This window comes from Natronorubrum halobium, assembly GCF_051351675.1.
Classification (GTDB): domain Archaea; phylum Halobacteriota; class Halobacteria; order Halobacteriales; family Natrialbaceae; genus Natronorubrum.
Genome location: NZ_CP195597.1, coordinates 20,771 through 39,977 on the forward strand (window position 1 = coordinate 20,771; position 19,207 = coordinate 39,977).

Below are 19,207 nucleotides of genomic sequence, written 5' to 3' on the forward strand. Positions count from 1 at the left end.
CGCTACCTCGAGCACGGCAGGTCACCTCCATGAATCGTGTTCTCGAAGGACTGCCACGTCTCGAGGACGCGTTTCGCGTACTCCTCGTTCGTGATCTCACCGTCGTGATGGGCGCGGATCCAGTCCAGCGAGACGTACGCGTAACCGACGCGAGTGCCGTCGTCGACGAGTTGGATCTGGCCGGTGTCCGTGCAGAGTTCGGGGAACGACCGCAGGACGATCGCCGCCGTCAGGATCGAAACCCCCCGCGGTGCCGCTGTATCGCTCACCTCGATTCGGACGTAGGGATCGGCCGCGACCTCGTCGAGTATGTCGATCGAAACGCCGTTGCTCTCGAGTCGGCTTCGGAGTGTCGCGTAGACCGGTGCATGGGCGGGCATCGTCTCCGATCGGGTGTGGGGGTGCGCACGTGTCTGGTGGGTGCTCACGGGAGATCACCGTTCGTTGGGGCTGCGTTCGGAGTCGACTCGCGTTCGTCCGATTTTCCGTGGAGATTGACATCGGGCGATTCCTCGTGGAGATCCAGAATCTTCCGATAGTGTTGCCGCACCGTGACCGGTGACACGCCGCAGTAATTGGCGGCCTCGTCTTGAGAGAGTGTCCGTGACGACCCGCGGTGAGCAGGCTGGTTCGCAACCAGCGATGACAGATAGATCGTCGCCGCCGCGAGTCCCGATGGGGAGCGCCCGGAACTGTAGTAGTGTCCATCGAGAATCGTTCCGCACTCTCGAGCGTACGATTCAGCGGCGTCGGTGATCGTCCCCGGCGGCAGCTCGTCGAGCGCCGTCTCGATAGCGTCACTCGGGAAGGTCAGACTCGTGGTGGTCTGTTCCTGATCGGTGCTCATCGGTCCACCTCGGAGGGATCGACGTCTACATCGTCGGATGATAGGTGAGCCGGATCGTCAACGCGGATCGTGAGCTTCCCGTCGATCACGTCGGCCGCTTCGATGACACCCGACGAGTGAACGTTCGAGTCAGCGTACGCGAGAGCGACATCCCCGACTCGCTCACCGAGACGGTCTGCAGTCGCGTTGTCGATGCCGCCGCGTTCGTACAGGCCGATCGGGATGTCCGTCTCCCAACAGCCGCCGTCCCGTCGGAACGAGTACGGACCCCTGTACTCGAACGCTTGTCCGGACTCTCCGTCGACGATGACGACCGCGTTGATCGTATCCGGCGTGCCGAGTCCAGGCGTCCCGAGTTTGCGTTCCGAATCGGAGTCGCTCATCGGCCGACCACCTCGGCGTCGCTTGTTGCTCGGCGTTTCTTCCAGCCGTCGACATCGTCGGCCCGATCGACAGACTTGACGTCGGCAGTGTTGCCGAAACACGACCAGTCGTAAACGCGCATGTAGTCGCGGTCGCGCTCGAGGACGATTGATTCGGCGTTGTCCTGCGACTGAGCGAAGATTGTTTCGTGGTTCCAGTCGAACTCGTCGTCCTCGACGCCCAGTTCGTACATTTCGAACTCGGATTCGAACGTCTTGCGGGCCTCCATGCGCGACATCGCTTCGACGAGGATGTGGTACTCGAGACCGGCGTCGATGGCCGTGATGATCCACTGCTCGGGTTCGCCGGGCTCGAGTCCAGGGAGTGCGCCCTGCTTGGACTCGGCTTCAGACATTGTGAACCGCCTCCATGTGCTGGTTGTGTTCGGTCTCCGTTGAACTGGATTCGTCACAGAGCACGCAGTCGACGAAGTCCTGATCGCCGTCTCCGTCGTCCTCAGACTCGGTTCCATCCTTGTCGACGTCGAAGAACTCGCGAACGCGTTCGGGAAAGTCCGATGTAGCCCAGTTCGCGAGGATAGTTGCTTTCGAGACTGGGTCCTCGAGTTCGACGATCTCGGCTGATTCGGTTTTGATCGCTTGCTCCTCGAGATAGGTGTCGCCGTCGTGACGACCGAGCTTCATCGATCGGGTGCCGTCGTCGCGGTCGATCAGCGTGATCGCGTCGATGGTCGTCATCGAACGATCGCCTCGAGAGTTGCCGCCGAACGAGAGTAGTAGTCAGTAGTCGCTACGCCGCTGTCAAAGGGGTGTGTGCTGTTTCGCATCGTGCGAGCGACGGATTGTGACCGTCTATCACGATAGTCACAGGATTTGACTATAAAGATACGGGACGCCAACTATTGGAGAGATGGCTATTACCCGGTAGATTCCGAAGATAGGGACTAGGCAAGAGGTTCCAAAAGCTTAGCACACCGTGATCCACTTTCAGGTCGTTTTCTTGACCTATTTCAATTGGACTCCCACACCCCAAGTGTCGAGTGTAGATGGCTAAAAAGGATGGAGAGGGGTTAGATGTGGGCCGATCTCAGATAAACGGTGGTACCGAGTGATTGTGAAGAGAGTAAGAATAGAACTTATAAGAGAAAGATTTATCTATAGTAGACCGAAACCATACCCGCAGTGGGCCGATAGCTGATAAGAGAGAGAGGATCATTTCCTCTTTTGTTTCCGCTAAAACAATCACTTGTCTTGAATCGTCGTTTCTAAACAGGACCTAGAGGGATTCTGCTACATCTTTTCGCCCATCTACACTCGACACTCGGGGTGTGGGTCGCTGTTCTTTCGCCGCTATTTTCTTTGGCGAAATTTCACTCGACACTTGGGGTCTCTGAGTTCGTCCTCTCAAGACTGATCGTTCAATTTCATTCGACGCTTGGGGTTGTGTTTCCTACGAATTTGCCCAACAGAGGGCTCAAAGTCACCCATCCCTTGCGTCTACATACGACGGCTGGTAGCTGCTGACCACTAGTCTTTATATGAACACCTCCATTCATGATGTCTATGGGAAACGACCCTGATCGTGAAAGCGGGTCTCTGAACGATTTCTGGGGATCGGAAGATCCTGTATTTGACCGAAAGGAGCTTCTTGATATCGATCTCGTTCCAACTGAGGATCGTATTATTGGTCGGGATGGTGAGATCGAGAATGTCGCCTCGAGCATTCATCCTGCTGTGAAAGGTCAATCACCTCGAAATACGCTCATCTATGGGAAGACTGGAACTGGTAAATCGCTCGTCGCGAAGCACGTCACTCAGAGTGCTCAGGAGTATTCGATTGATAACGGGACAGAGATGGGAAGGGCCTATATCGACTGTACGCAGACCAAAACAGAAACCCGTGTTGTGATCAATTTAGCTCGAGCATTGAATGAACCGGAGGAAACAGGCGTTAGTATTCCAGTGACAGGACTCTCAACCGATGTCTATTACGAGCGATTTTGGTCGATTCTCGACCAGCTCTATGATGTTGCGATTATCATTCTCGACGAGATCGACAAACTGCAGAATAACGATATTCTCATGCAACTCTCTCGGGCCGGTGAAGCGGGCAAGCTAGACTCCTGTAAGGTGGGAATCATCGCTATTAGTAACAAAATCTCGTTCAAGGAGTCTCTTGATGAGCGGATCTTGAGTAGTCTACAGGACCGTGAGTTTGTGTTCCCGCCGTATGATGCCAACCAACTCCGTGAAATCATGTATAATCGAGAAGATGCATTCAAAGAGGGCGTTCTCTCGGACGATGTGATTCCGTTGAGTGCTGCGTTCGCTGCTCAGGAACACGGCGATGCACGCAAGGCATTAGATATTCTTCGAAATGCTGGTGAGCTCGCAAAGGATGATGGAGCCGAAACGGTAACCGAAGACCACGTGCGTAATGCTCGCGAGAAAGCGAATATCGACCGCTTTTCACAATTGCTCGAGGGACAGCCGACCCAGATCAAAGCGTCTGTGTATGCACTGTCTGTGCTTGCCGATCAACACAGTGATCGAGAAGAGTTCGCGACTCGAGAGATTTACGAAATGTACAAGAATATCACTTCGGATAGCGCTTTAGGTATCGAAACGCTCTCTCAACGCCGCATGAGCGATAAACTCGATGAACAGGTGTTTCTTGATATTCTTGGCCGGACTGAACGTGTCGGGCGTGGGTACAGTAGTGGCGTGACAAACTATTACTACTTATTAGAGGATCCATCTGTAGTCCAAGCGGTCATTCACAACGATACTCGGTTCTCAGAGCTTGAGAGGGACTGACACGCAGAAATTCACTCGACACCTGGGGTGGCGCTATTTGTGTTGGGATATTTTAGTAAGTGATTACACTCGACACCTGGGGTGGACACGGCAAATCACTCGACACCTGGGGTCCACCTCTCGATTTCACTCGATCCGAATTTCATTCGACACCTGGGGTGCTATGTTCGTAAGGCTGTCTCGTAGTGCCTCTTCCCCACGGTATCTGGCGATTTCACTCGACACCCGGGGTGATAGGTCATCGGAATTTTCATTCGACACCCGGGGTCTCGAGCCTGGCCAGTGATCAACGCCAGAATTGCGGGACTGTGGACTGTGTCTGGTCGGTCCCGTTACACTCGAGATCAAGATAGTCAGTGAGCGTCACGTTCGGCACTGGATCTCGAGGCGGGCCGCTGTTCTCGTCGGCCGTCTTCTCACCGTGACAGTCCGCACAGAGCGTCTGGAGGTTCGACTCCTCGAGTGGATGCCCGCCGTCGGCAATTCGTTCGATGATTCGATTCTGTTCACGAGTACGCCCTCGATACGAATCCCGATCTCCTGCCCGAGGCGCTCAACGAGACTGTGGACATGGTAGGGATGTCTGATCGCACTGGTAGATTGTAGTACAATTTTTCATTCAAAATTTCCACGGTCAGTCCAAACCAGAGAGTTACCACCATACTTGGTGGTAAGTACAGATGGTTGGCTCCGCAGCGTCGCGCTCACTCGGAATGAGCATCCTCAGGTGGAAGCGTAAATGTGAACGTTGATCCCACGCCGGGCTCGGAGTTGATCCATATTTCGCCGCCGTGACGCTCAACGATCCGCTCACACAGAGCCAGGCCAATACCCGACCCTTCGTAGTCGTTCTGGGAATGGAGCCGCTGGAACACCTCGAAGATCTGATCCTGCTCGTCCGGTTCGATTCCTATCCCTTCGTCCTGAACCGACACTTCCCACATTGAACTGTTCCGCTCGGCGGAAATAAGCACCTGTGGCGGCTCGTCCCCGCTATACTCTATCGCGTTACTCAGTATGTTCTGAAACACTTGATGCAACTGATTCTCATCTCCCAGCACACGGGGCAACTCATCGACCTCCACTTCAGCATCGCTTTCGGTGATACGCACATCAAGGTTGTCCCGGACGTCTGCAACCACCTCGTCGAGGTCGACCGGTTCGAATGGCTCCCCCTGTGTCTCCACGCGTGAGTACGCCAGTAATCCATCGATCATATCACGCATGCGGTCGGCCCCGTCAATGGCGAACTCGAGGAATTCTTCGGTCTCTTCAGTCAACTCATCGTCGGCCCGACTCTCGATCAACTGCAGATAACTCGAGATCATTCGGAGTGGCTCCTGAAGGTCGTGAGAAGCGGCATAGGCGAACTGTTCAAGCCGCTCGTTGGATTCCTCGAGTCGACGCTCGTAGGTTTTCCGATCGGTGATGTCACGGGCCACGCCAACCATCCGTTTCGAGCCGTCGTCGGCTTCGACCGGGTGGCCTGGGGCTTCGATCCATCGTATTTCGCCGTCCCGGACTACGCGAATCTCCTCGTGTTTCGGTTCGCCCGTCTCTAGGGATTGCTCGATGTTCTGCTGTGCCCTCTCTTTGTCCTCTGGATGGATGATATCGATGAAATCCTCCCAGTTCTCGACTGTTGTTCCGTAGAGCGACTCCGCCGAGGGATAGAAGAAGGCCTCGTTGGTCTCTACGTTCCAGTCCCATACGACCGCGTCGGTTGCGTTGAGGGCAAATTCCATCCGTTCTCGGACACGCTGGAGTTCTTGCTCATGCTCTTTGCTCTCTGTAATGTCCTGTACCGCCCCGCGGAGCGATACGACATCGTCGCCGACGGTTTCGGGAACTCCCTGGATCCGAAGCCACCGCACCTCTCTCTCAGGCGTATGGAACCGTAATTCCACATCGAAAGGCTCGCCTTCCTCGAGTGCTGCTTCGATGGCGTTCTTGATGATCGGCCGATCATCCTCGTGGTAGACCTCAAGGGCTTCATCCACTGGCGGTTCTTCGTCCCAGGGCCGCTCCAGAATCTCGAAGATATGCTGAGTCCAGTATACCTCCATCGTCTCCGGATCGATTTCCCATCCACCGACGTCCGCGATACGCTCCGATTTGTGGAGGAGATCGACCGTCCGTTCGAGAACAAACGCATTTGATTTGGCCCGAGCATCGTTGAGTCCCCCGGCAAACGAAGGGACGAGTACAAACGCCGAGATTATGAGAATTGCCCGACCGGGATTGCTAATACTCGCGGCGGGTTGGAGGTGATAGAGCGCGAGAAGACCGGCCAACACCCCGATACCACCGAGACACCAGCCTATGATTCTGGAATAGAATTTGGGGTTGATTTCAGTTTCCGGCAATCGATATCCACCGTACAGGACGACCATGCCTGGCCCAGCAACAAAGGACGAAATGATCACCGCATTCGAGAGTGGCGTACCTTGTGATATCTCTACATAGGCCCACCCGAGTCCAAGGACAACGTAGAGGGCTCCTAGGGCGACAATTGCTCGCCCCCAGTTGGTGCTGGACTCAACCGTTTTCCAGGACTCCATTATCAGGTTTTGTTAGTGGGACGGCTAAAGCAGTTGTGTTAGATCATAGATTTCTATCACTCGTTTTACCGGTTTTTGTTCGATATAGATTCGTTGCGCACACAGCACATCTTACAGCTTGGACATCTGTCAGAGGAGTTGTTGTTCATACGTCTTCTGAACTGATCGGCCACAGCCTTCGCCGACTGATCTCTGACTCGTGTTGGATTTGCGTCCTGTATTTTGCACGAGGCTACGAACATCATCCATTGCTGGTAGGAATCCCAGTAGTCCGTCCGCAGACGTAGTTGTAGTCCGTCCGCAGACGTAGTTGCTGAATCCTGCGTTTTATTTTCACCTTTAATTTTTATAGAGTATAGGTATAACAACTACTTCTAAGCGATTTGTGGCGGGTCGACGACTCGAGATAATCTTCGAGCGTCATGCTCGGTGCTGATTTTCGGTTCGGTCCGCTATTTTCGTCGGCCGTTTTCTCCGTGTGGCAGTCTTCGCAAAGCGTCTGGAGGTTCGACTCCTCGAGTGGATGACCCCCGTCGGCGATCCGCTGGATGTGATCGACTTCCATCGATTGCTCCTGGTCTGGATCTCCGGTGACGCCGCAGGTCTGGCAGGTGTAGTCGTCGCGCTCGAGGATCTGATCATGAACCACGTCCCACAGAAACATCCGCTGGACGTCGTTGGCGATATCTCGGCAACGTTCGGAGCAGTAGTTCCACCGGCCGTCGACGACGGGTTCATTGCAGACCCGGCAGAGGTCCGACCGTTCCTGTGGGAACAGTTCGTCCATCTTCTTGTTCAGTTTCTGTTGGCGATTCCGAGTCATCCTTAAGCAGCGAGGAAACCCCGTCCCTTGGGGCAGGGAGGAATCGCGTCACTTGACTGTCTGTCCAACGCTACAACGGACCGTCGGTGTCCAACGATTTCGCCCCCTGGAGTAGCATCCCCTTCCAGGTGAGCCCGTTCGCTTCTTTCACTTCTTTCAGGCGGTCGTATTCGTCCTCGTCTACATCGATGTTCAGGTTGGGCATCTACACACATGGTTAGTTTTTCGTTATCTTTAACTATTATGGTCTCGTATCTGTTCTTGTGACGACGACCGCCACGAAAACGCTCGAAGCCACGCTCGCCCCGCCCACTACGGGCAAAGAGCAACGCCTCGAGCGGACCGTGGCGACCTACCGCCGTGCTCTTGAGGATGCCTTTGAGAGCGGTGCAGATACACAGAACGCGGTCAACGATGCCGTCACGCCGTACACGCTCACGTCCTACGCCAAGGATGCGCTCAAGAACTACGTCCCGCAACTCCATCGGACGTACAACGCTTCGGAACTCGAGGACGATCACCCGGTCCGATTCACAAACCGGGGGTTCAGTCTCGACCACTCCGAAGAACGAACGCACGAGTTCTGTTGGCGCGTTCCCCAGGCCGGGCGTGGGAACGCCTTCTGGATTCCGCTCCAGATCAATCCGGAACAGGAATCGCTCTGGTTCGACCTGTTCGACGAAAGTGTGACGGTCGGTGAGTTCCGGCTCCAACAGCACCGAGCGAACTGGGTTCTGCACGTCACCGTCAAGTACGAGGTCGCCGAACCAGATGCGCCGGACGACCCGACTCGAATCGGGTTCGATATCGGCGAGTCCAAGCTTCTGACGGGCTGTGCCTGTCAGAACAACACTCCAACCCAACCGTATATCTACGACGGCGGCCGTGCGAGAGCACTCCGCGAAGAGATGCACACAACTCTGAAGCGTCTGCAAGAGCGGGATGCCGCTGAGTGGCGCGTGGATGAACGCTTCGACCACTACCAGAACGCACTCACGGACATCGTTGAGAAGGCGTCTCGAGAAGCTGTCGAATACGCCGAGTCCTTCGAGGACCCGGTAATCGTACTCGAGGACCTGTCGTACATCCGCGAGAACCTCGATTATGGCAAGTACATGAACCGACGACTTCACGCGTGGGCGTTTGCTCGACTCACTGGCCGCATCGAGGACAAGGCCCTCGAATCCGGCATCCCGGTCGAGTTTGTGAACCCGCGTTATACGTCCCAAACGTGCCACGCGTGCGGTCACATCGGCCGACGTGGCTCGCAAGCTGAGTTCAAGTGCACGAACGCAGAGTGTTGGGTCACGGAGTACCAAGCAGATATCAACGCGGCGGCGAATATCGCCGGTCGCTTTGACCCGTGGGGAGAGAGCGTTCCTTGGAAATCGGGACGCAATGACTCGCCACAGGACGGGAGTGCTTGTGACAGCACCACAGGACACCGCAAGCCGAGTCCGAGATCTGGACAGACGACGCTTGCGACGTTTCAGTCCTGAAACCTCCAACGTGAGGCTTCCCTTGTAGGAAGCCCCGCCGTTTACAGCGGGCGAGGATGTCACATCGTAGAGTTCGTCCTCGAAGGCGAGGTTCATAAGATCACCAGGGAACCGAGTGTGAGAGCCCCCGCGAGATACCCTATCGCAAAGATCACAGCCCACTGCCGGAGCAGGTGATTGGCCTCGTCGAACGCGCCACACCGGGCGCACTCCTGTCCGTCGCCCATGAACGCATCGTCGACCCACTCGTGATCAGATATCCAGCAGAGTGGCCGTTTCAAGGGATTGAATCCGCCCCTCCCGTTTTCGTCGGTCACCGGAGTTTACCTCCGCTGACTGCTGGAGAGCGATTGATCGAACTCGCAAGGAGGACGATCAACGACAGTGCGAGGAGTCCGATAGCGAACAGCGCCGATCCAGACGAGAGGATTGCGATCAGCAGGTCGATCGACTGGACCAGCTCGTAATCGGCGACTTTCACCCCAGATTCTGCGAGTGCCCCGCCGCCGAGAAAGGCGAGTAGGAGTGCGATTGTGGCTGTCGACAGCGACGGGCCTGGTTTGATCGACTGTCGGTACTCAGACCGCTCGAGGATGTACTGGAAGCCACACCGTCCGCACTCGTCGCCAGTCCAGGTATCCTCGAGATGTGCGCTACAGTCGGGGCAAGTGACGGCCGTGATTGATCGGCCCGACCTAAGTTTCATCGGCTCAACTCGAGTGTGAGTTCGAACTCGTCGACGATCTCGATTGGTGTCCGTGACACGACTCGGTACGGACCGCCATCAGTGATCTGCTTGTTCGAGAGTTCGAAAGTGAGTCGACCGTCAGGGTCAAACAGTCGGACGTACCCTTCACTGGTAACGACCTCTCCGTCGAGCAGATACACGTCATTCTCTGTCGGATCGTAGTCGCTATCCACATTGAACTGGAGATAGAGTAGATAGTCCTCGTAGCCGAACATTGTATTGATCAGCGAATTTTCTTCGATGGAATAATCGTGGTAGATATCACTGTCCTCGAGCCCGATGAGTTCCATGTCGTCAGTGTCTTCGCTTCCGAGGCAGCCAGAGACAAACGCAAGACCAGTCGTTGCGAGGACCGCTCGTCTACGCATCGGTCTTCCCCCTCTTGAGGAGTCGTGGCACCTTCTGTGGTCGCTCGAGGCCGCGCTTGGTACCGTACCAGTGTAGCGTTCCGAAGACGAGCAGGCCGATCACCGAGAGCCAGAAGGCGAGACCGCCAGGATTCGGAGCATCGGCTTGAAGCAACGAAATCGGGTTGTGACCGGCGGTTGTTTCGGCCAGATTTGAGAGGAACTCCGCTCGCAGTTCCTCGTCGCCAGCACCCACTGCAAGCACGAACGCCCCGAGTAAGCCAGCGAGGACGAATCCAACGATGGAAAAGACGACGTACAGGCCTGCCACACCCGTAAGCGTCCATGTGACCGTCCAGTAAACGTCTTCGGTACACTCTCGGAGGTGTGCCTTCGCCCGCCGAAAGTCGGCAACGAGTTGGATGCCGGTGACCAAGAGCAAGAACATGGTCACGACCGTTCCGTAGACCGCTACGGCGACGGCCGCCAGCAGGATCACGATCAGGAGCAGTGTGATTGCCAGTGCACCTAGGCCAACGAGGAAATCCGCAACCATACCGAAGAGGCCGATGCCTTCCCCGATAGGTGGGAACAGGCACTCTACGTACGAGTTCCCATCATCTCGGCAGGATTCTATGATGCCGTGGACCTCTTCGGGAGTCGGCTCTTCGCTTTCGAGTTGGATCTCGCCGTCAGTCATCGTGATCGGCTTCCTCGGTCTGTGCTTGCAGATCGACTAACCACTGCAGTTCGTCGCGAACGTGGGCGAGTTCCTCAACCGTGAACGCTTCTTGGCCCTCCCGATGGTTCGTGTTTGTCCGAGCGGCCCAGTGATCCCATGGCTCGTGGTCGTAGTATTCGAACCCACAGCATTCGGCGATTGCTCCCCGAAGGCCGACGTTGTTCAGCGTCGCGATATTTGTCTTGTCGACGGTGTGTCCGACCTCGAGTTCGTGATGGTCCAACAGCAAGCAGACGATTCGCTGCAGCTCGCCTTTGGTGAGCGCGTTGTCGGTCTCGAGCCAATCGAAACCGTCACTCGGCATCCCGATCACGCTCCTCGAGACCGTCCACCCGCTCGCGAAGGTCTTCGGTCAGTTCCTCGTTTTTCGTCGCCATAGCATACGCTTTCAGGGCCGCCCTCGCAGCTTCGTCCGTTTCCGGCTCGAGGACGAAACAATTCTCGACGGGTTCGCCGTCTTTGAAGACGTTGTACTTCCCGTACAAGCCCCGTTTTAACTCTGCATTCGGCGTCCGCCCCCACTCGATATCGCCGGTACAGGTGGTACGGAAGTCTTCGAACGAGTGATACAGCGATTGGTGGCCCTCTTGGAGTTTGGAATTGTCCTCAGGGACGCTATCCGAGATCCACTCGAGAATGAGGAATCCGGAGGGGAAGCGATAGCCCCACGCTTCAAATCCATCCGGGCCTGCGTAGTGGAACGGGCCGAATCGGTCGGGGCTGCTCTCAGACATCCCGATCACCTCGGGCGTCGTCACCTTGCGCGTCTTGTGTCCACGCCCGCGATTCCGAAACGGGGATGACTTCGTAAGAGTGTTCGACCGCCTTTGCCGAGTAGAGGTGAGATCCACCCTCTTCTTTCTCGACATGGTAGAACCGCTTACCATCGGATTCGTCGCGCAGCAATCGCTTGATCTTGTACTCTGATTTTCCGAGAGCTACACCGCCGGGAGCGAACTGCTCGTGTTTCTCCCGGATCACGTCGCTCTCTTCGAACTTCCACTCGTCGTCAGAATCGTCCCCACACATCACCGATCGACCTCCGCGTCGGGGACGGCGACGATCTCGCCGCCACTCCGGTACTCGAGCGTCTCGAGATCCAGATCCAGTTCGGTTTCGACAGCGTCGACCGCGGACTGTCGGACGTAGTAGACGTCTGCCATCCCGACGTGGATCTCGTACTCCGTGTGGATGCTGCGTCCCGAGACCATGTGGTTCTCGGAAATCTCGAGGTCGTCGTGAACCGTCCTTTCGGAGACACGACCGGCGTCCCGTTCGGCGTCATACTCACGCATTGGCGACCACCTGTTCCTTGCGGGTCCACGACGTGAGTCGGGCGTCTCGGAACTGTTCGCGAAGCGCCTTGCGGTTGCGAACCTTCTGTCTTGCCCGCCCACGCTGCCGTCGTGACAGGTCGCTCTGTGGGTGTTTCTCTCGGACTTGGAGTTCTCGCACCTGCTTGCGGTGCATCACCGCGAGGTCGTCGATCATCTCGCCGTCATACTGGGAGATATTGAGCCACTCTTCGCCGGTCGGATCGGCGGACTCTTCGACGTGGATATCGGCTTGGTTGTCTGGATGTGTCTCAGCCTCGAGCACCCGCGCTCGAAGGCAGTACGGTTCGGCGTTTCGGTCGTAAACCGTAGCCGTTACCGACTCGAGGTCGTTCTCGACCAGCGCAAGGACAAGCCGCAGGCGATCGTCGGCCGAACTCACTGCGTCGTTCATGCCGACCGCCTCTCTGTACGACCCGCTGTCAAGGGGTGTGTGCTGACGTTCATAGCGATCTGTCGCTATTGGTAGGTGACACTACAGCATAAAAAGGCTATGGTGGCCCAACCCTCCAGTATTCTCACTGAAGCGGCGCTGTTAGGCCACTATTTGTCACTGGATCCACTGTTTCTCCCGGCGTCGCCATCGTCGCCGGTTCCGCGGCTACTGTAAGCGCCGTCTCGACGAGCACCAGGAGCGCGTTGCTGATCGTCGGGAGCCACGTGATCGTCGGTATCGATCGATCTAATCGGTGCCACACCCGATCGGTCCAGCCGGCGTCTTCGGTGATCTCGAGCGATTCCAGTTCCCCGTTGCCGTCCGTGTAGCTCATCAACAGGTGTTTCTCGCCGTCGTTTCGCGTGAGTACTTCGCCGTAGCGTGTGTCACCGTCGACGGTGATTGCATCCCCGTTCCGCCAGTGGACCGCCGAGTCGGGGTCGTAGTTCTCGAGATGGACCGTCACGGCCACATTGCTATTGACCGGCATCTCGTCTGGCCCTTTGACGATCGAGATATCGAACTCGTGGTCGTTCCCCGAGAGCACCGGGTCGGGCTGGACGTGCAGCTCACCGAGATTCTCGTCGGGATCGATCACGGCCGTCACGTCGATGCTGTCCCCGTCAGTCTCGAGTTGGGCGTCCGTGAGCGTATCGCCCGTGACTGCGTAGTCGCCCACGGCGGACGTGCCTGCTCGGACGGTCGCGTGATCGGGCAGTGCGCGGTCGGACGCTCGCAGGCGCTCAGTGACCGTGAACTCGTGACCGCTCGCGCTCTCGAGTGTGAGTCGGACGTGATGGACCCCGTCGCCTGTCGCTTCGAACGCAACGCGGTCGTCGGTGGCGTCGATCTCCGCGGTGATCATCTCGTCGTCGGGACCGATCACGTCGGCGTCGATCATATCGGCCGTGCTATCCGCTGCAGTCCGAACGTCCAGCGAGACGCGTTCGCCCGCTGCGGGTGAGAGTGTGGAGAACGAGAGCGTTTCGAGCTCCGGTATCTCGCCGTCGAAGCCTGGGTTCGGCGCGGAGACGCTGTCCGATCCATAGGACACGCCGTCTGCGATATGAATTTCGTAGTTGGCGACTGCCGTCTCGTCGTCGAACGGATGCTCCTCGAGCGTGACTGTCGGGTCGTCGAAGAGCCCGCCCGTCTCGAGTGTCCAGTGGTCGGCGTCGACCGAGTGAGTCTCGCCTGCGTCCGTATGGGCGACGATCGTCACCTCGTCTTCGGTGATATCGTCGGGGAGCGTCCACGAGATGTCGAACGCTTGGTCTGGATCCGAGTCTGACTCGTCGATCACGCCGTCCCCGACGTCGATCGTGCTCTCGAGGTCGTCCAGTCGGTTCAGAATCGTCTCAAGGTCTGGATCATCCTCGAGTTCGTCCTCATCGTCTTCAAGGAGGTCACCGAAGGCGTCCTCGAGTTCCGCACGCCGCTCGTGATCCATTTCCGCGAGATGTTCGTCCCAACCGTCCAGTTCGGAGAGGTTTTGGTTCAGCAGGGCCTCCTCGAGTTCTGCGTGGAGATCCTCGTACGCCTCGAGTTCGGCAAACGGAAGATCGGGCGTCCGATAGACGGTGAGTTCGAGGTCGTCCTCGGGTGGGGCGTACGTCTGTGCGTTGGGCATCGGGAGGTAGAAGGCCCCATCGTGATCGAGGCTCTGTAGATCGGCGATCGTCGGCTCCTCGAGTGTCTCGAGGTCATCGAGCGTCTCACCCGGCGTGCCGAGTGGCTGGACCGTCGCCGTCGCGACCGTTTCGTCTATCTCGAGTTCGAACTCGCCGTTTCCGTCAGCTTGGGTGGTCTCGCGAACCAGCGTTTCGTCGGCTTCAAGGTCGGCGATACGCTCTGCTCGCTCGGTCAACTGATCGGCGTCGTCCCGAAGGTCGTCTGCGAACCCGCTCGCGATTTCGTCGGGCGATCCAACCGTGAACGGGTAGCCGCCTGCGTCGTTGTCCTCGGGGTAGGCCCGGTAGACGCCCGGCGGCAAGGTGGTTCGGACGCCGTGATGTTCGGTCGTAGAGAGTGGATTCGCGCCGGTCGTCGACGCGATCGGTTCGGTCTCGAGCGTTCGCGTGTCCGTGATTTCGCCGGTCGGCGATAGTTGCTCGATAACGACCGTTCCCTCGGTGGTCGCTCCGTGGAAACTCTGATCGACCTGATTTTCGATCCAGCCGCCGTCTTCGGCGGGATCCCACAGCGAGATGACCACCTGCTGATCTTGGTCGACGATCACTCTGGGTTCGTCGATACTCGACTCGATGATCGTATTCGTCCCGACGCCCCAATCGCTGTTCTCGTGGATCAGCGCGTAGGTACTGTCGGTGTCCGTGTGGGCGTCAAGATCGTAGCTCTCGTCGAACGCGTCGGGGAGTGGATCCTCGAGTTCTGCGAGGAGTTCGTCGGCTTCGGACTCGAGGGCGCTCCCATCGAGATCGGGGAACGCCGTTTCCGAGATTCCGTGTACGGTGACCGTCGCATTTGGGACCCGTTCGCCTCGCTGGTCGGTAACGACCCCTGTGAGCGTCGCTCCACTGGATTCTTCGATTGTGGCGGGGAACCGATACAGATTCGAATCGAGGTCGGAGGGATGGACGTACCAATCGCCACCGAGTAGCATCAGCCCCTTCGTCGACTCGTCGTACGTGGCACCGTAGTCCGGTGGCGCGTCGTACGTGGCGACTTCGGTACCGTCGAGATCGTACTCGTAGACGGTCGGATCCGTATCGCTGTCCATGAGGAACAGTCGATCGTTGACCGCGTAGAGTCCTTTCGCCGTCTCGAGGTCGGTCTGGATTCGGTCCGTGACTTCATAGTCGGCGTCGAAGGCGACGATCTCCTCCTGATCGGTGACGTAGAGCCGGCCGTCGGAGCTATCGATGTTCCACGGCGTCGTCGATACTCCGCCGACGTCGTGATTGGAGAGGTCGACCGTCTCGGGATCTGTGAACTCGTCGTTATCGTAGATGTAGAGTTGGTCGGTGTCCCAACTCGAGATCACCCAGTGCCCGTCGAAGCGGGTGATTCCGGCGGGATCGTACTCGAGGGCGTGGGTCTCGAGAAGGGTGAACGTCTCGTCGTAGACGTACACCTGGTCGTTCTGATCGCCGATCAGGTAGTAGAGGTCGCCGTGTTCTTCGCCGTCGTAGTGGAAATACTCGGTGTCGTCGACGTCGAGTTCGACAGGGTCGCCGTCGCCTTCGAAATCGTCGATATCTTCGTCTGTGTCGGTGGTCGTGATCGACGGCTCGAGCGCGGCAGTGGTGGCGCTCGCGTCGGTATCAAGGCTGGTTGGTTCGGCCCCAAGGCCGGTCGGAACGACTGCGAGTGCGAACAGTGAGACGACGAGCATGGCCGCGAGCGCGAGTGCTCGAGACTGTGCCCGCCGCTGCGGTGACATGTACATTGCTGGCGGTGCAGGGGTGTTGATTTACGACGTACGGTACACCGCCGGCAGATCCGACGGTCGCTGTCCGATTCGTGAGGACAGTTATCGTGACTGTCACAACCAGCGGTAATTAAGCTGCCGAACGTCTAAGAAATTGGTTAGGTTATCAGGTAGATGAATCAGGACTCACGATTTCACGCGGTCTTTCAGTTCTGCCATCTCCTCGCGTTTTCGGCGCTGCTGGATGATCTGCTTCATCCCCTCCACGTTCAGACTGTAGTGTGGCGTCTTCCCACGCTTACGTGCGTGTACGACGTGTTGGTCTTTCAACTTTGAGAGAATCGACCGGACGCTACTTTTGCTTACGTCGACGAAGGCCGTGATCTGCTTTGTCGTCGCTTCGTCCTGGTCAACCAGCACCGAGAGTACGTCCCACGTGTGCTCGTCTTTCGTGCGCGTTTTCGAGGCCGCCCGGTCGATCTCCTCACGAACGGCTTCATGCCGGAGGAAATCCATCTTCTCGGTGAACTCCTCGTTGAGCGAGTAGCCCTGTTGCTCGAGTTTCGTGATCGCCGCTTCGAGTTCGTCGATTCGCTCGTCTTTGCGCTCGAGCTTCTGCCGGTACTTCTCTGATCCGCCGTCGACGTCCATCGAGAGTGCATCAGCCATCCGTGCAACGCCCTCGCGGAGTTCTTCGAGGTTCTCGACGGCTTGTTCGTACTGCTCGAGGTCGCGGATCCGGTCGGCTTGGTCGGTGACCGTCGACTCGAGGTTGTCGACACGGTCCTGTAATTGGTCGCGCTCCGAACGTAGTCGGCGAATCTCCTCGTTTTTCTGCTCGCGGATTTCGTCGACCTGTTGTTGAATGGTCTCGCCGCTCTCAGCATCTCCGTCGGCCGCGGACGTGAGCGCCTGCGTGAACTGCTGGGCCATGTCGGTCATATCGCGGGCGTTTTCGAGTTCTTGTTCCAGTTCCTCGATTCTCTCGTCTCTGGCTTCGACCGTCCGCTCGAGTTGGGCCACCCGATCCTGTCGGCGCTGTTCGCGATCACTGATTTCCTCGAGATCGTCGACGAGGTCCTCCGAGACGGATTTGAGATCCGGTCGTTCGAACTCCTCTAGTCCCGGCGTCGCTCCCGCGTCGAACGTGCGCTTGCGCTTGAACTGGACTCGGTCGATCGACATGTTCCAGTCGGCCTGGACGAACGCTTCGCCATCTTGGAGATCTGGTACGCGGTCGCGATACTCGGTGTCGGCGACCCGACCGACGACTTTGGTGTCGTTCTCCCACGTCAGTCGGTGCCAGACGAGCCAGTTGGCCTGCGTGATGAAGTCCTTCTTGACATCGGCTGGACGCTGGGAAATCCCGACGATACCGAGTCCGTGCTTGCGTCCGCGCTTGCCGATCTTGACGAGCATTTGGCCGGTGTCGTCGAGGCCACTGCTCTCGGGAACGTACTCGTGGATCTCTTCGACGACCAGGAGGAACGGCTTCTTGAGTTTCTTCTCTTTGGTGAATAGGTGGCGGGCCGTCTCCCGGATCAAGGCGTTGGCATCGTCAGTGTCGAGATACCCCGAGACGTCGAGGATGATCGGGATGTTCTGCTCGATTGCGAACTCCGCGAGTTTTTCGGCGTGCTCCGGACTGACCTGCAGGTCACACTCCTCGTCGGCCCCGACGTGGAGCATTTCGAAGCGTTCCTTCAGCCCGTAGTACTCGCCGTCCGTATCGACGATCAGGCAGGGAAAGCCGTTTGCGAGCAGTTGTTCGATCACGACGCTCGCGGTGTTCGACTTCCCGGATCCGCTTTTCCCGGTGATGAATCCGCGGCCCGTGAGCACGTCGACGACCGGGAGATCGTAGCCGTCGGCGCCGACCGTGATCCGTTCGTCATGTTCGTTAGAACCTGTTGTCTCGTCTTGGGAGGGGTGTGTGCTGGATTCCATACCGAAAGAACGTCTCGACTAATGAAAGGGATTTGTCTTGCCAACCACGCTCGTGGTACGAGTTGTCGTAGAGAAATTCACATGACCCTGCTCTGTTATCAACTAGTTTGGTAAGAACAGAGAAAGCTGTTATCGAACACATTCGAACCAGCACAGACCGTTGCTCACGTTTCAAACGGAAGATCCCCGAGAAACTCGTCACTCTGATAATCGAGATGGTCTAATCGAGCACCGAGCAGTTCGCGGGTGAGGACCACCAACGGATTGGTCCGTCCCTCTCCGATCATCGCAACCTCCGTTTTCGCACCAGTGGCATCCTCATCCCAGAGGCCGACGACAACAGTCTCCCGATCTGCGACAATGAGCCGACTCACCTTGGGATAGTTCGCCTGCTCGTACATCCAATCCATCTGTGGGTCCCATATCGTCGCTTCCGGGAGACGCTCCCGAAAGAACTCTCGAGCATCTTGGTTTTTCGTTCCAGCATGAAGTTCAACGCCTCGATCCATGGCGTTCTCAGCGTACGGGAGACACGCTTCGTCGAGTAAGTCGTTGGAAGCGTAGATCAGGAAGAGCTCTTCGTCGGCTCTGTCAGCCAAGTCTCGACAGTAGTCGTACACCGCTTCGCGGCCCTCGAGTCGTCCGACAGTACGCTCGTCTGGTCTGTATCCCGTCCCGAACTGCGAGATCAGTTCGTCGAGTGCGTCTATGTCCATCCAATCTGCGTTACCTGTCGAATAATCTCCGGTGGTGACGACATTTTCATCGTGGTCATACGTGATGAGGCCGACTTCGTCAAGTCGAGGCAGGTAATTGTGGTGTAGCGAGATGATTGTCTGGTTGAGTTCCTTTTCGTCCGCCGAAACGAGTTGTTCGGCAATCTTCGTTACAGAGAGGCCGCGAGGAGCATCATTGAGAACTGTTAAAATTTCACGATTAATAGACTCTGTAAGTATACGGACAATATCTTCGTCTTTCGGAGCCATTACTGGTGGATATCCCCGTTGGAGTATTAAAAGTCAGGTTTCAATTCGCAGACATCATTGAGGGATTATAGCTTATCAATTTTCCTTGAAAGTCATCACTTTCCGGTGCTCATTCTGTAGGGCTACTTATCAGCGGGTTCACCGTATAAGGGGATGAAATCAATACCGCGAAAAACGTTCTATGACACCTTTTGCGGTCTCTAATCCACATCATTCCAGAGATGGGCTAATTAAACACAACTCGCCCGTATACGCATACCACATATTTCCATTCGTCTCCTCAGTGGGACTACATTACCCCCTGAGATAATCTGTTGGCTGAACTCTGATTGACAATTGTCAAATT

Annotated in this window: 24 protein-coding genes; 3 read left to right on the top strand and 21 right to left on the bottom strand. The window is 57.0% G+C overall.

Annotated features, from left to right (window positions below; all coding sequences use genetic code 11):
- Positions 1 to 2 precede the first annotated feature (2 nt).
- From ACSFC7_RS26980 to ACSFC7_RS27000, 5 genes are read right to left on the bottom strand one after another with little or no spacing between them, the layout of a single operon-like run.
- Positions 3 to 428, bottom strand: coding sequence for a hypothetical protein (locus ACSFC7_RS26980; protein ID WP_436348882.1), 426 nt, complete (start codon positions 426 to 428; stop codon positions 3 to 5).
- Positions 425 to 847 (bottom strand): hypothetical protein, encoded by a 423-nt coding sequence (locus ACSFC7_RS26985; RefSeq protein WP_436348883.1) that lies wholly within the window; start codon positions 845 to 847, stop codon positions 425 to 427. Before ACSFC7_RS26985 ends, ACSFC7_RS26980 begins: the two co-directional genes overlap by 4 nt.
- Positions 844 to 1,230, bottom strand: coding sequence for a hypothetical protein (locus tag ACSFC7_RS26990; RefSeq protein WP_436348884.1), 387 nt, complete (start codon positions 1,228 to 1,230; stop codon positions 844 to 846). The genes ACSFC7_RS26985 and ACSFC7_RS26990 overlap by 4 nt, the downstream gene beginning before the upstream one ends.
- Positions 1,227 to 1,625 carry a hypothetical protein gene (locus ACSFC7_RS26995; RefSeq protein WP_436348885.1) on the bottom strand — a complete coding sequence of 133 codons (399 nt, stop codon included), beginning with the start codon at positions 1,623 to 1,625 and terminating at the stop codon, positions 1,227 to 1,229. Before ACSFC7_RS26995 ends, ACSFC7_RS26990 begins: the two co-directional genes overlap by 4 nt.
- Positions 1,618 to 1,968 carry a hypothetical protein gene (locus tag ACSFC7_RS27000; RefSeq protein ID WP_436348887.1) on the bottom strand — a complete coding sequence of 117 codons (351 nt, stop codon included), beginning with the start codon at positions 1,966 to 1,968 and terminating at the stop codon, positions 1,618 to 1,620. The genes ACSFC7_RS26995 and ACSFC7_RS27000 overlap by 8 nt, the downstream gene beginning before the upstream one ends.
- Before the next feature lie 825 nt (positions 1,969 to 2,793).
- Here ACSFC7_RS27000 and ACSFC7_RS27005 point away from each other — a divergent pair.
- Positions 2,794 to 4,047: a Cdc6/Cdc18 family protein gene (locus tag ACSFC7_RS27005; RefSeq protein ID WP_436348889.1), complete on the top strand. Its 1,254-nt coding sequence runs from the start codon at positions 2,794 to 2,796 to the stop codon at positions 4,045 to 4,047.
- A gap of 286 nt (positions 4,048 to 4,333) precedes the next feature.
- Here ACSFC7_RS27005 and ACSFC7_RS27010 read toward each other — a convergent pair whose 3' ends face one another.
- The 3 genes from ACSFC7_RS27010 to ACSFC7_RS27020 all read right to left on the bottom strand — a co-directional run bounded on the left by ACSFC7_RS27010 (position 4,334) and on the right by ACSFC7_RS27020 (position 7,173).
- Positions 4,334 to 4,543: an HNH endonuclease signature motif containing protein gene (locus ACSFC7_RS27010; RefSeq protein ID WP_436348973.1), complete on the bottom strand. Its 210-nt coding sequence runs from the start codon at positions 4,541 to 4,543 to the stop codon at positions 4,334 to 4,336.
- 208 nt (positions 4,544 to 4,751) lie between these two features.
- The gene (locus ACSFC7_RS27015) at positions 4,752 to 6,608 is read right to left on the bottom strand and encodes an ATP-binding protein (RefSeq protein ID WP_436348891.1); all 1,857 of its coding nucleotides are present in this window, start codon (positions 6,606 to 6,608) and stop codon (positions 4,752 to 4,754) included.
- Between the two features lie 346 nt (positions 6,609 to 6,954).
- Positions 6,955 to 7,173, bottom strand: a complete 219-nt coding sequence (locus ACSFC7_RS27020) for an HNH endonuclease (protein WP_436348974.1) — start codon at positions 7,171 to 7,173, stop codon at positions 6,955 to 6,957.
- Here ACSFC7_RS27020 and ACSFC7_RS27025 point away from each other — a divergent pair.
- The gene (locus tag ACSFC7_RS27025; RefSeq protein WP_436348981.1) at positions 7,132 to 7,437 is read left to right on the top strand and encodes a hypothetical protein; all 306 of its coding nucleotides are present in this window, start codon (positions 7,132 to 7,134) and stop codon (positions 7,435 to 7,437) included. The two genes, ACSFC7_RS27020 and ACSFC7_RS27025, sit on opposite strands and share 42 nt — an antisense overlap.
- 64 nt (positions 7,438 to 7,501) lie before the next feature.
- Here the strand turns inward: ACSFC7_RS27025 and ACSFC7_RS27030 are convergent, their stop codons facing one another.
- Entirely contained in the window at positions 7,502 to 7,636 is a 135-nt protein-coding gene (locus tag ACSFC7_RS27030; RefSeq protein ID WP_436348892.1) for a hypothetical protein, read from the bottom strand.
- Between the two features lie 58 nt (positions 7,637 to 7,694).
- Between ACSFC7_RS27030 and ACSFC7_RS27035 the strand changes: the two genes are divergently transcribed.
- Positions 7,695 to 8,930, top strand: coding sequence for an RNA-guided endonuclease TnpB family protein (locus ACSFC7_RS27035; RefSeq protein WP_436348894.1), 1,236 nt, complete (start codon positions 7,695 to 7,697; stop codon positions 8,928 to 8,930).
- 92 nt (positions 8,931 to 9,022) lie between these two features.
- Here the strand turns inward: ACSFC7_RS27035 and ACSFC7_RS27040 are convergent, their stop codons facing one another.
- The 12 genes from ACSFC7_RS27040 to ACSFC7_RS27095 form a co-directional block, all read right to left on the bottom strand.
- Positions 9,023 to 9,247 carry a hypothetical protein gene (locus ACSFC7_RS27040; RefSeq protein ID WP_436348895.1) on the bottom strand — a complete coding sequence of 75 codons (225 nt, stop codon included), beginning with the start codon at positions 9,245 to 9,247 and terminating at the stop codon, positions 9,023 to 9,025.
- Positions 9,244 to 9,636 carry a hypothetical protein gene (locus tag ACSFC7_RS27045; protein ID WP_436348896.1) on the bottom strand — a complete coding sequence of 131 codons (393 nt, stop codon included), beginning with the start codon at positions 9,634 to 9,636 and terminating at the stop codon, positions 9,244 to 9,246. Before ACSFC7_RS27045 ends, ACSFC7_RS27040 begins: the two co-directional genes overlap by 4 nt.
- The gene (locus ACSFC7_RS27050) at positions 9,633 to 9,893 is read right to left on the bottom strand and encodes a hypothetical protein (protein WP_436348897.1); all 261 of its coding nucleotides are present in this window, start codon (positions 9,891 to 9,893) and stop codon (positions 9,633 to 9,635) included. Before ACSFC7_RS27050 ends, ACSFC7_RS27045 begins: the two co-directional genes overlap by 4 nt.
- A 145-nt stretch (positions 9,894 to 10,038) precedes the next feature.
- A complete protein-coding gene (locus ACSFC7_RS27055; RefSeq protein WP_436348898.1) occupies positions 10,039 to 10,725 on the bottom strand; it encodes a hypothetical protein in 687 nt (228 codons plus the stop codon).
- Positions 10,718 to 11,071, bottom strand: a complete 354-nt coding sequence (locus tag ACSFC7_RS27060) for a hypothetical protein (RefSeq protein ID WP_436348900.1) — start codon at positions 11,069 to 11,071, stop codon at positions 10,718 to 10,720. The genes ACSFC7_RS27055 and ACSFC7_RS27060 overlap by 8 nt, the downstream gene beginning before the upstream one ends.
- Entirely contained in the window at positions 11,061 to 11,501 is a 441-nt protein-coding gene (locus ACSFC7_RS27065) for a hypothetical protein (protein WP_436348901.1), read from the bottom strand. Before ACSFC7_RS27065 ends, ACSFC7_RS27060 begins: the two co-directional genes overlap by 11 nt.
- Positions 11,494 to 11,796 carry a hypothetical protein gene (locus tag ACSFC7_RS27070; RefSeq protein WP_436348902.1) on the bottom strand — a complete coding sequence of 101 codons (303 nt, stop codon included), beginning with the start codon at positions 11,794 to 11,796 and terminating at the stop codon, positions 11,494 to 11,496. Before ACSFC7_RS27070 ends, ACSFC7_RS27065 begins: the two co-directional genes overlap by 8 nt.
- Complete coding sequence (locus ACSFC7_RS27075) at positions 11,796 to 12,062, bottom strand: hypothetical protein (RefSeq protein WP_436348903.1); 267 nt, start codon at positions 12,060 to 12,062, stop codon at positions 11,796 to 11,798. Before ACSFC7_RS27075 ends, ACSFC7_RS27070 begins: the two co-directional genes overlap by 1 nt.
- A complete protein-coding gene (locus ACSFC7_RS27080) occupies positions 12,055 to 12,495 on the bottom strand; it encodes a hypothetical protein (protein WP_436348904.1) in 441 nt (146 codons plus the stop codon). The genes ACSFC7_RS27075 and ACSFC7_RS27080 overlap by 8 nt, the downstream gene beginning before the upstream one ends.
- Positions 12,496 to 12,619: 124 nt before the next feature.
- Positions 12,620 to 15,946: a hypothetical protein gene (locus ACSFC7_RS27085; protein WP_436348905.1), complete on the bottom strand. Its 3,327-nt coding sequence runs from the start codon at positions 15,944 to 15,946 to the stop codon at positions 12,620 to 12,622.
- Between the two features lie 168 nt (positions 15,947 to 16,114).
- Positions 16,115 to 17,875, bottom strand: a complete 1,761-nt coding sequence (locus ACSFC7_RS27090) for a helicase HerA domain-containing protein (RefSeq protein ID WP_436348906.1) — start codon at positions 17,873 to 17,875, stop codon at positions 16,115 to 16,117.
- Positions 17,876 to 18,039: 164 nt separating this feature from the next.
- Positions 18,040 to 18,861, bottom strand: a complete 822-nt coding sequence (locus ACSFC7_RS27095) for a DUF7344 domain-containing protein (protein ID WP_436348907.1) — start codon at positions 18,859 to 18,861, stop codon at positions 18,040 to 18,042.
- Positions 18,862 to 19,207: the final 346 nt, after the last annotated feature.

Coding starts and splice junctions, on each gene's coding strand:
- ACSFC7_RS27085 (WP_436348905.1), bottom strand. CDS start 15,946: ATGTACATGTCACCGCAGCGGCGGGCACAGTCTCGAGCACTCGCGCTC.
- ACSFC7_RS27015 (WP_436348891.1), bottom strand. CDS start 6,608: ATGGAGTCCTGGAAAACGGTTGAGTCCAGCACCAACTGGGGGCGAGCA.
- ACSFC7_RS26990 (WP_436348884.1), bottom strand. CDS start 1,230: ATGAGCGACTCCGATTCGGAACGCAAACTCGGGACGCCTGGACTCGGC.
- ACSFC7_RS27020 (WP_436348974.1), bottom strand. CDS start 7,173: ATGGAAGTCGATCACATCCAGCGGATCGCCGACGGGGGTCATCCACTC.
- ACSFC7_RS27025 (WP_436348981.1), top strand. CDS start 7,132: ATGACCCCCGTCGGCGATCCGCTGGATGTGATCGACTTCCATCGATTG.
- ACSFC7_RS27045 (WP_436348896.1), bottom strand. CDS start 9,636: ATGAAACTTAGGTCGGGCCGATCAATCACGGCCGTCACTTGCCCCGAC.
- ACSFC7_RS27055 (WP_436348898.1), bottom strand. CDS start 10,725: ATGACTGACGGCGAGATCCAACTCGAAAGCGAAGAGCCGACTCCCGAA.
- ACSFC7_RS27050 (WP_436348897.1), bottom strand. CDS start 9,893: ATGTTCGGCTACGAGGACTATCTACTCTATCTCCAGTTCAATGTGGAT.
- ACSFC7_RS27060 (WP_436348900.1), bottom strand. CDS start 11,071: ATGCCGAGTGACGGTTTCGATTGGCTCGAGACCGACAACGCGCTCACC.
- ACSFC7_RS26985 (WP_436348883.1), bottom strand. CDS start 847: ATGAGCACCGATCAGGAACAGACCACCACGAGTCTGACCTTCCCGAGT.
- ACSFC7_RS27090 (WP_436348906.1), bottom strand. CDS start 17,875: ATGGAATCCAGCACACACCCCTCCCAAGACGAGACAACAGGTTCTAAC.
- ACSFC7_RS27070 (WP_436348902.1), bottom strand. CDS start 11,796: ATGTGTGGGGACGATTCTGACGACGAGTGGAAGTTCGAAGAGAGCGAC.
- ACSFC7_RS27095 (WP_436348907.1), bottom strand. CDS start 18,861: ATGGCTCCGAAAGACGAAGATATTGTCCGTATACTTACAGAGTCTATT.
- ACSFC7_RS27005 (WP_436348889.1), top strand. CDS start 2,794: ATGGGAAACGACCCTGATCGTGAAAGCGGGTCTCTGAACGATTTCTGG.
- ACSFC7_RS27065 (WP_436348901.1), bottom strand. CDS start 11,501: ATGTCTGAGAGCAGCCCCGACCGATTCGGCCCGTTCCACTACGCAGGC.
- ACSFC7_RS27000 (WP_436348887.1), bottom strand. CDS start 1,968: ATGACGACCATCGACGCGATCACGCTGATCGACCGCGACGACGGCACC.
- ACSFC7_RS27075 (WP_436348903.1), bottom strand. CDS start 12,062: ATGCGTGAGTATGACGCCGAACGGGACGCCGGTCGTGTCTCCGAAAGG.
- ACSFC7_RS27080 (WP_436348904.1), bottom strand. CDS start 12,495: ATGAACGACGCAGTGAGTTCGGCCGACGATCGCCTGCGGCTTGTCCTT.
- ACSFC7_RS26995 (WP_436348885.1), bottom strand. CDS start 1,625: ATGTCTGAAGCCGAGTCCAAGCAGGGCGCACTCCCTGGACTCGAGCCC.
- ACSFC7_RS27030 (WP_436348892.1), bottom strand. CDS start 7,636: ATGCCCAACCTGAACATCGATGTAGACGAGGACGAATACGACCGCCTG.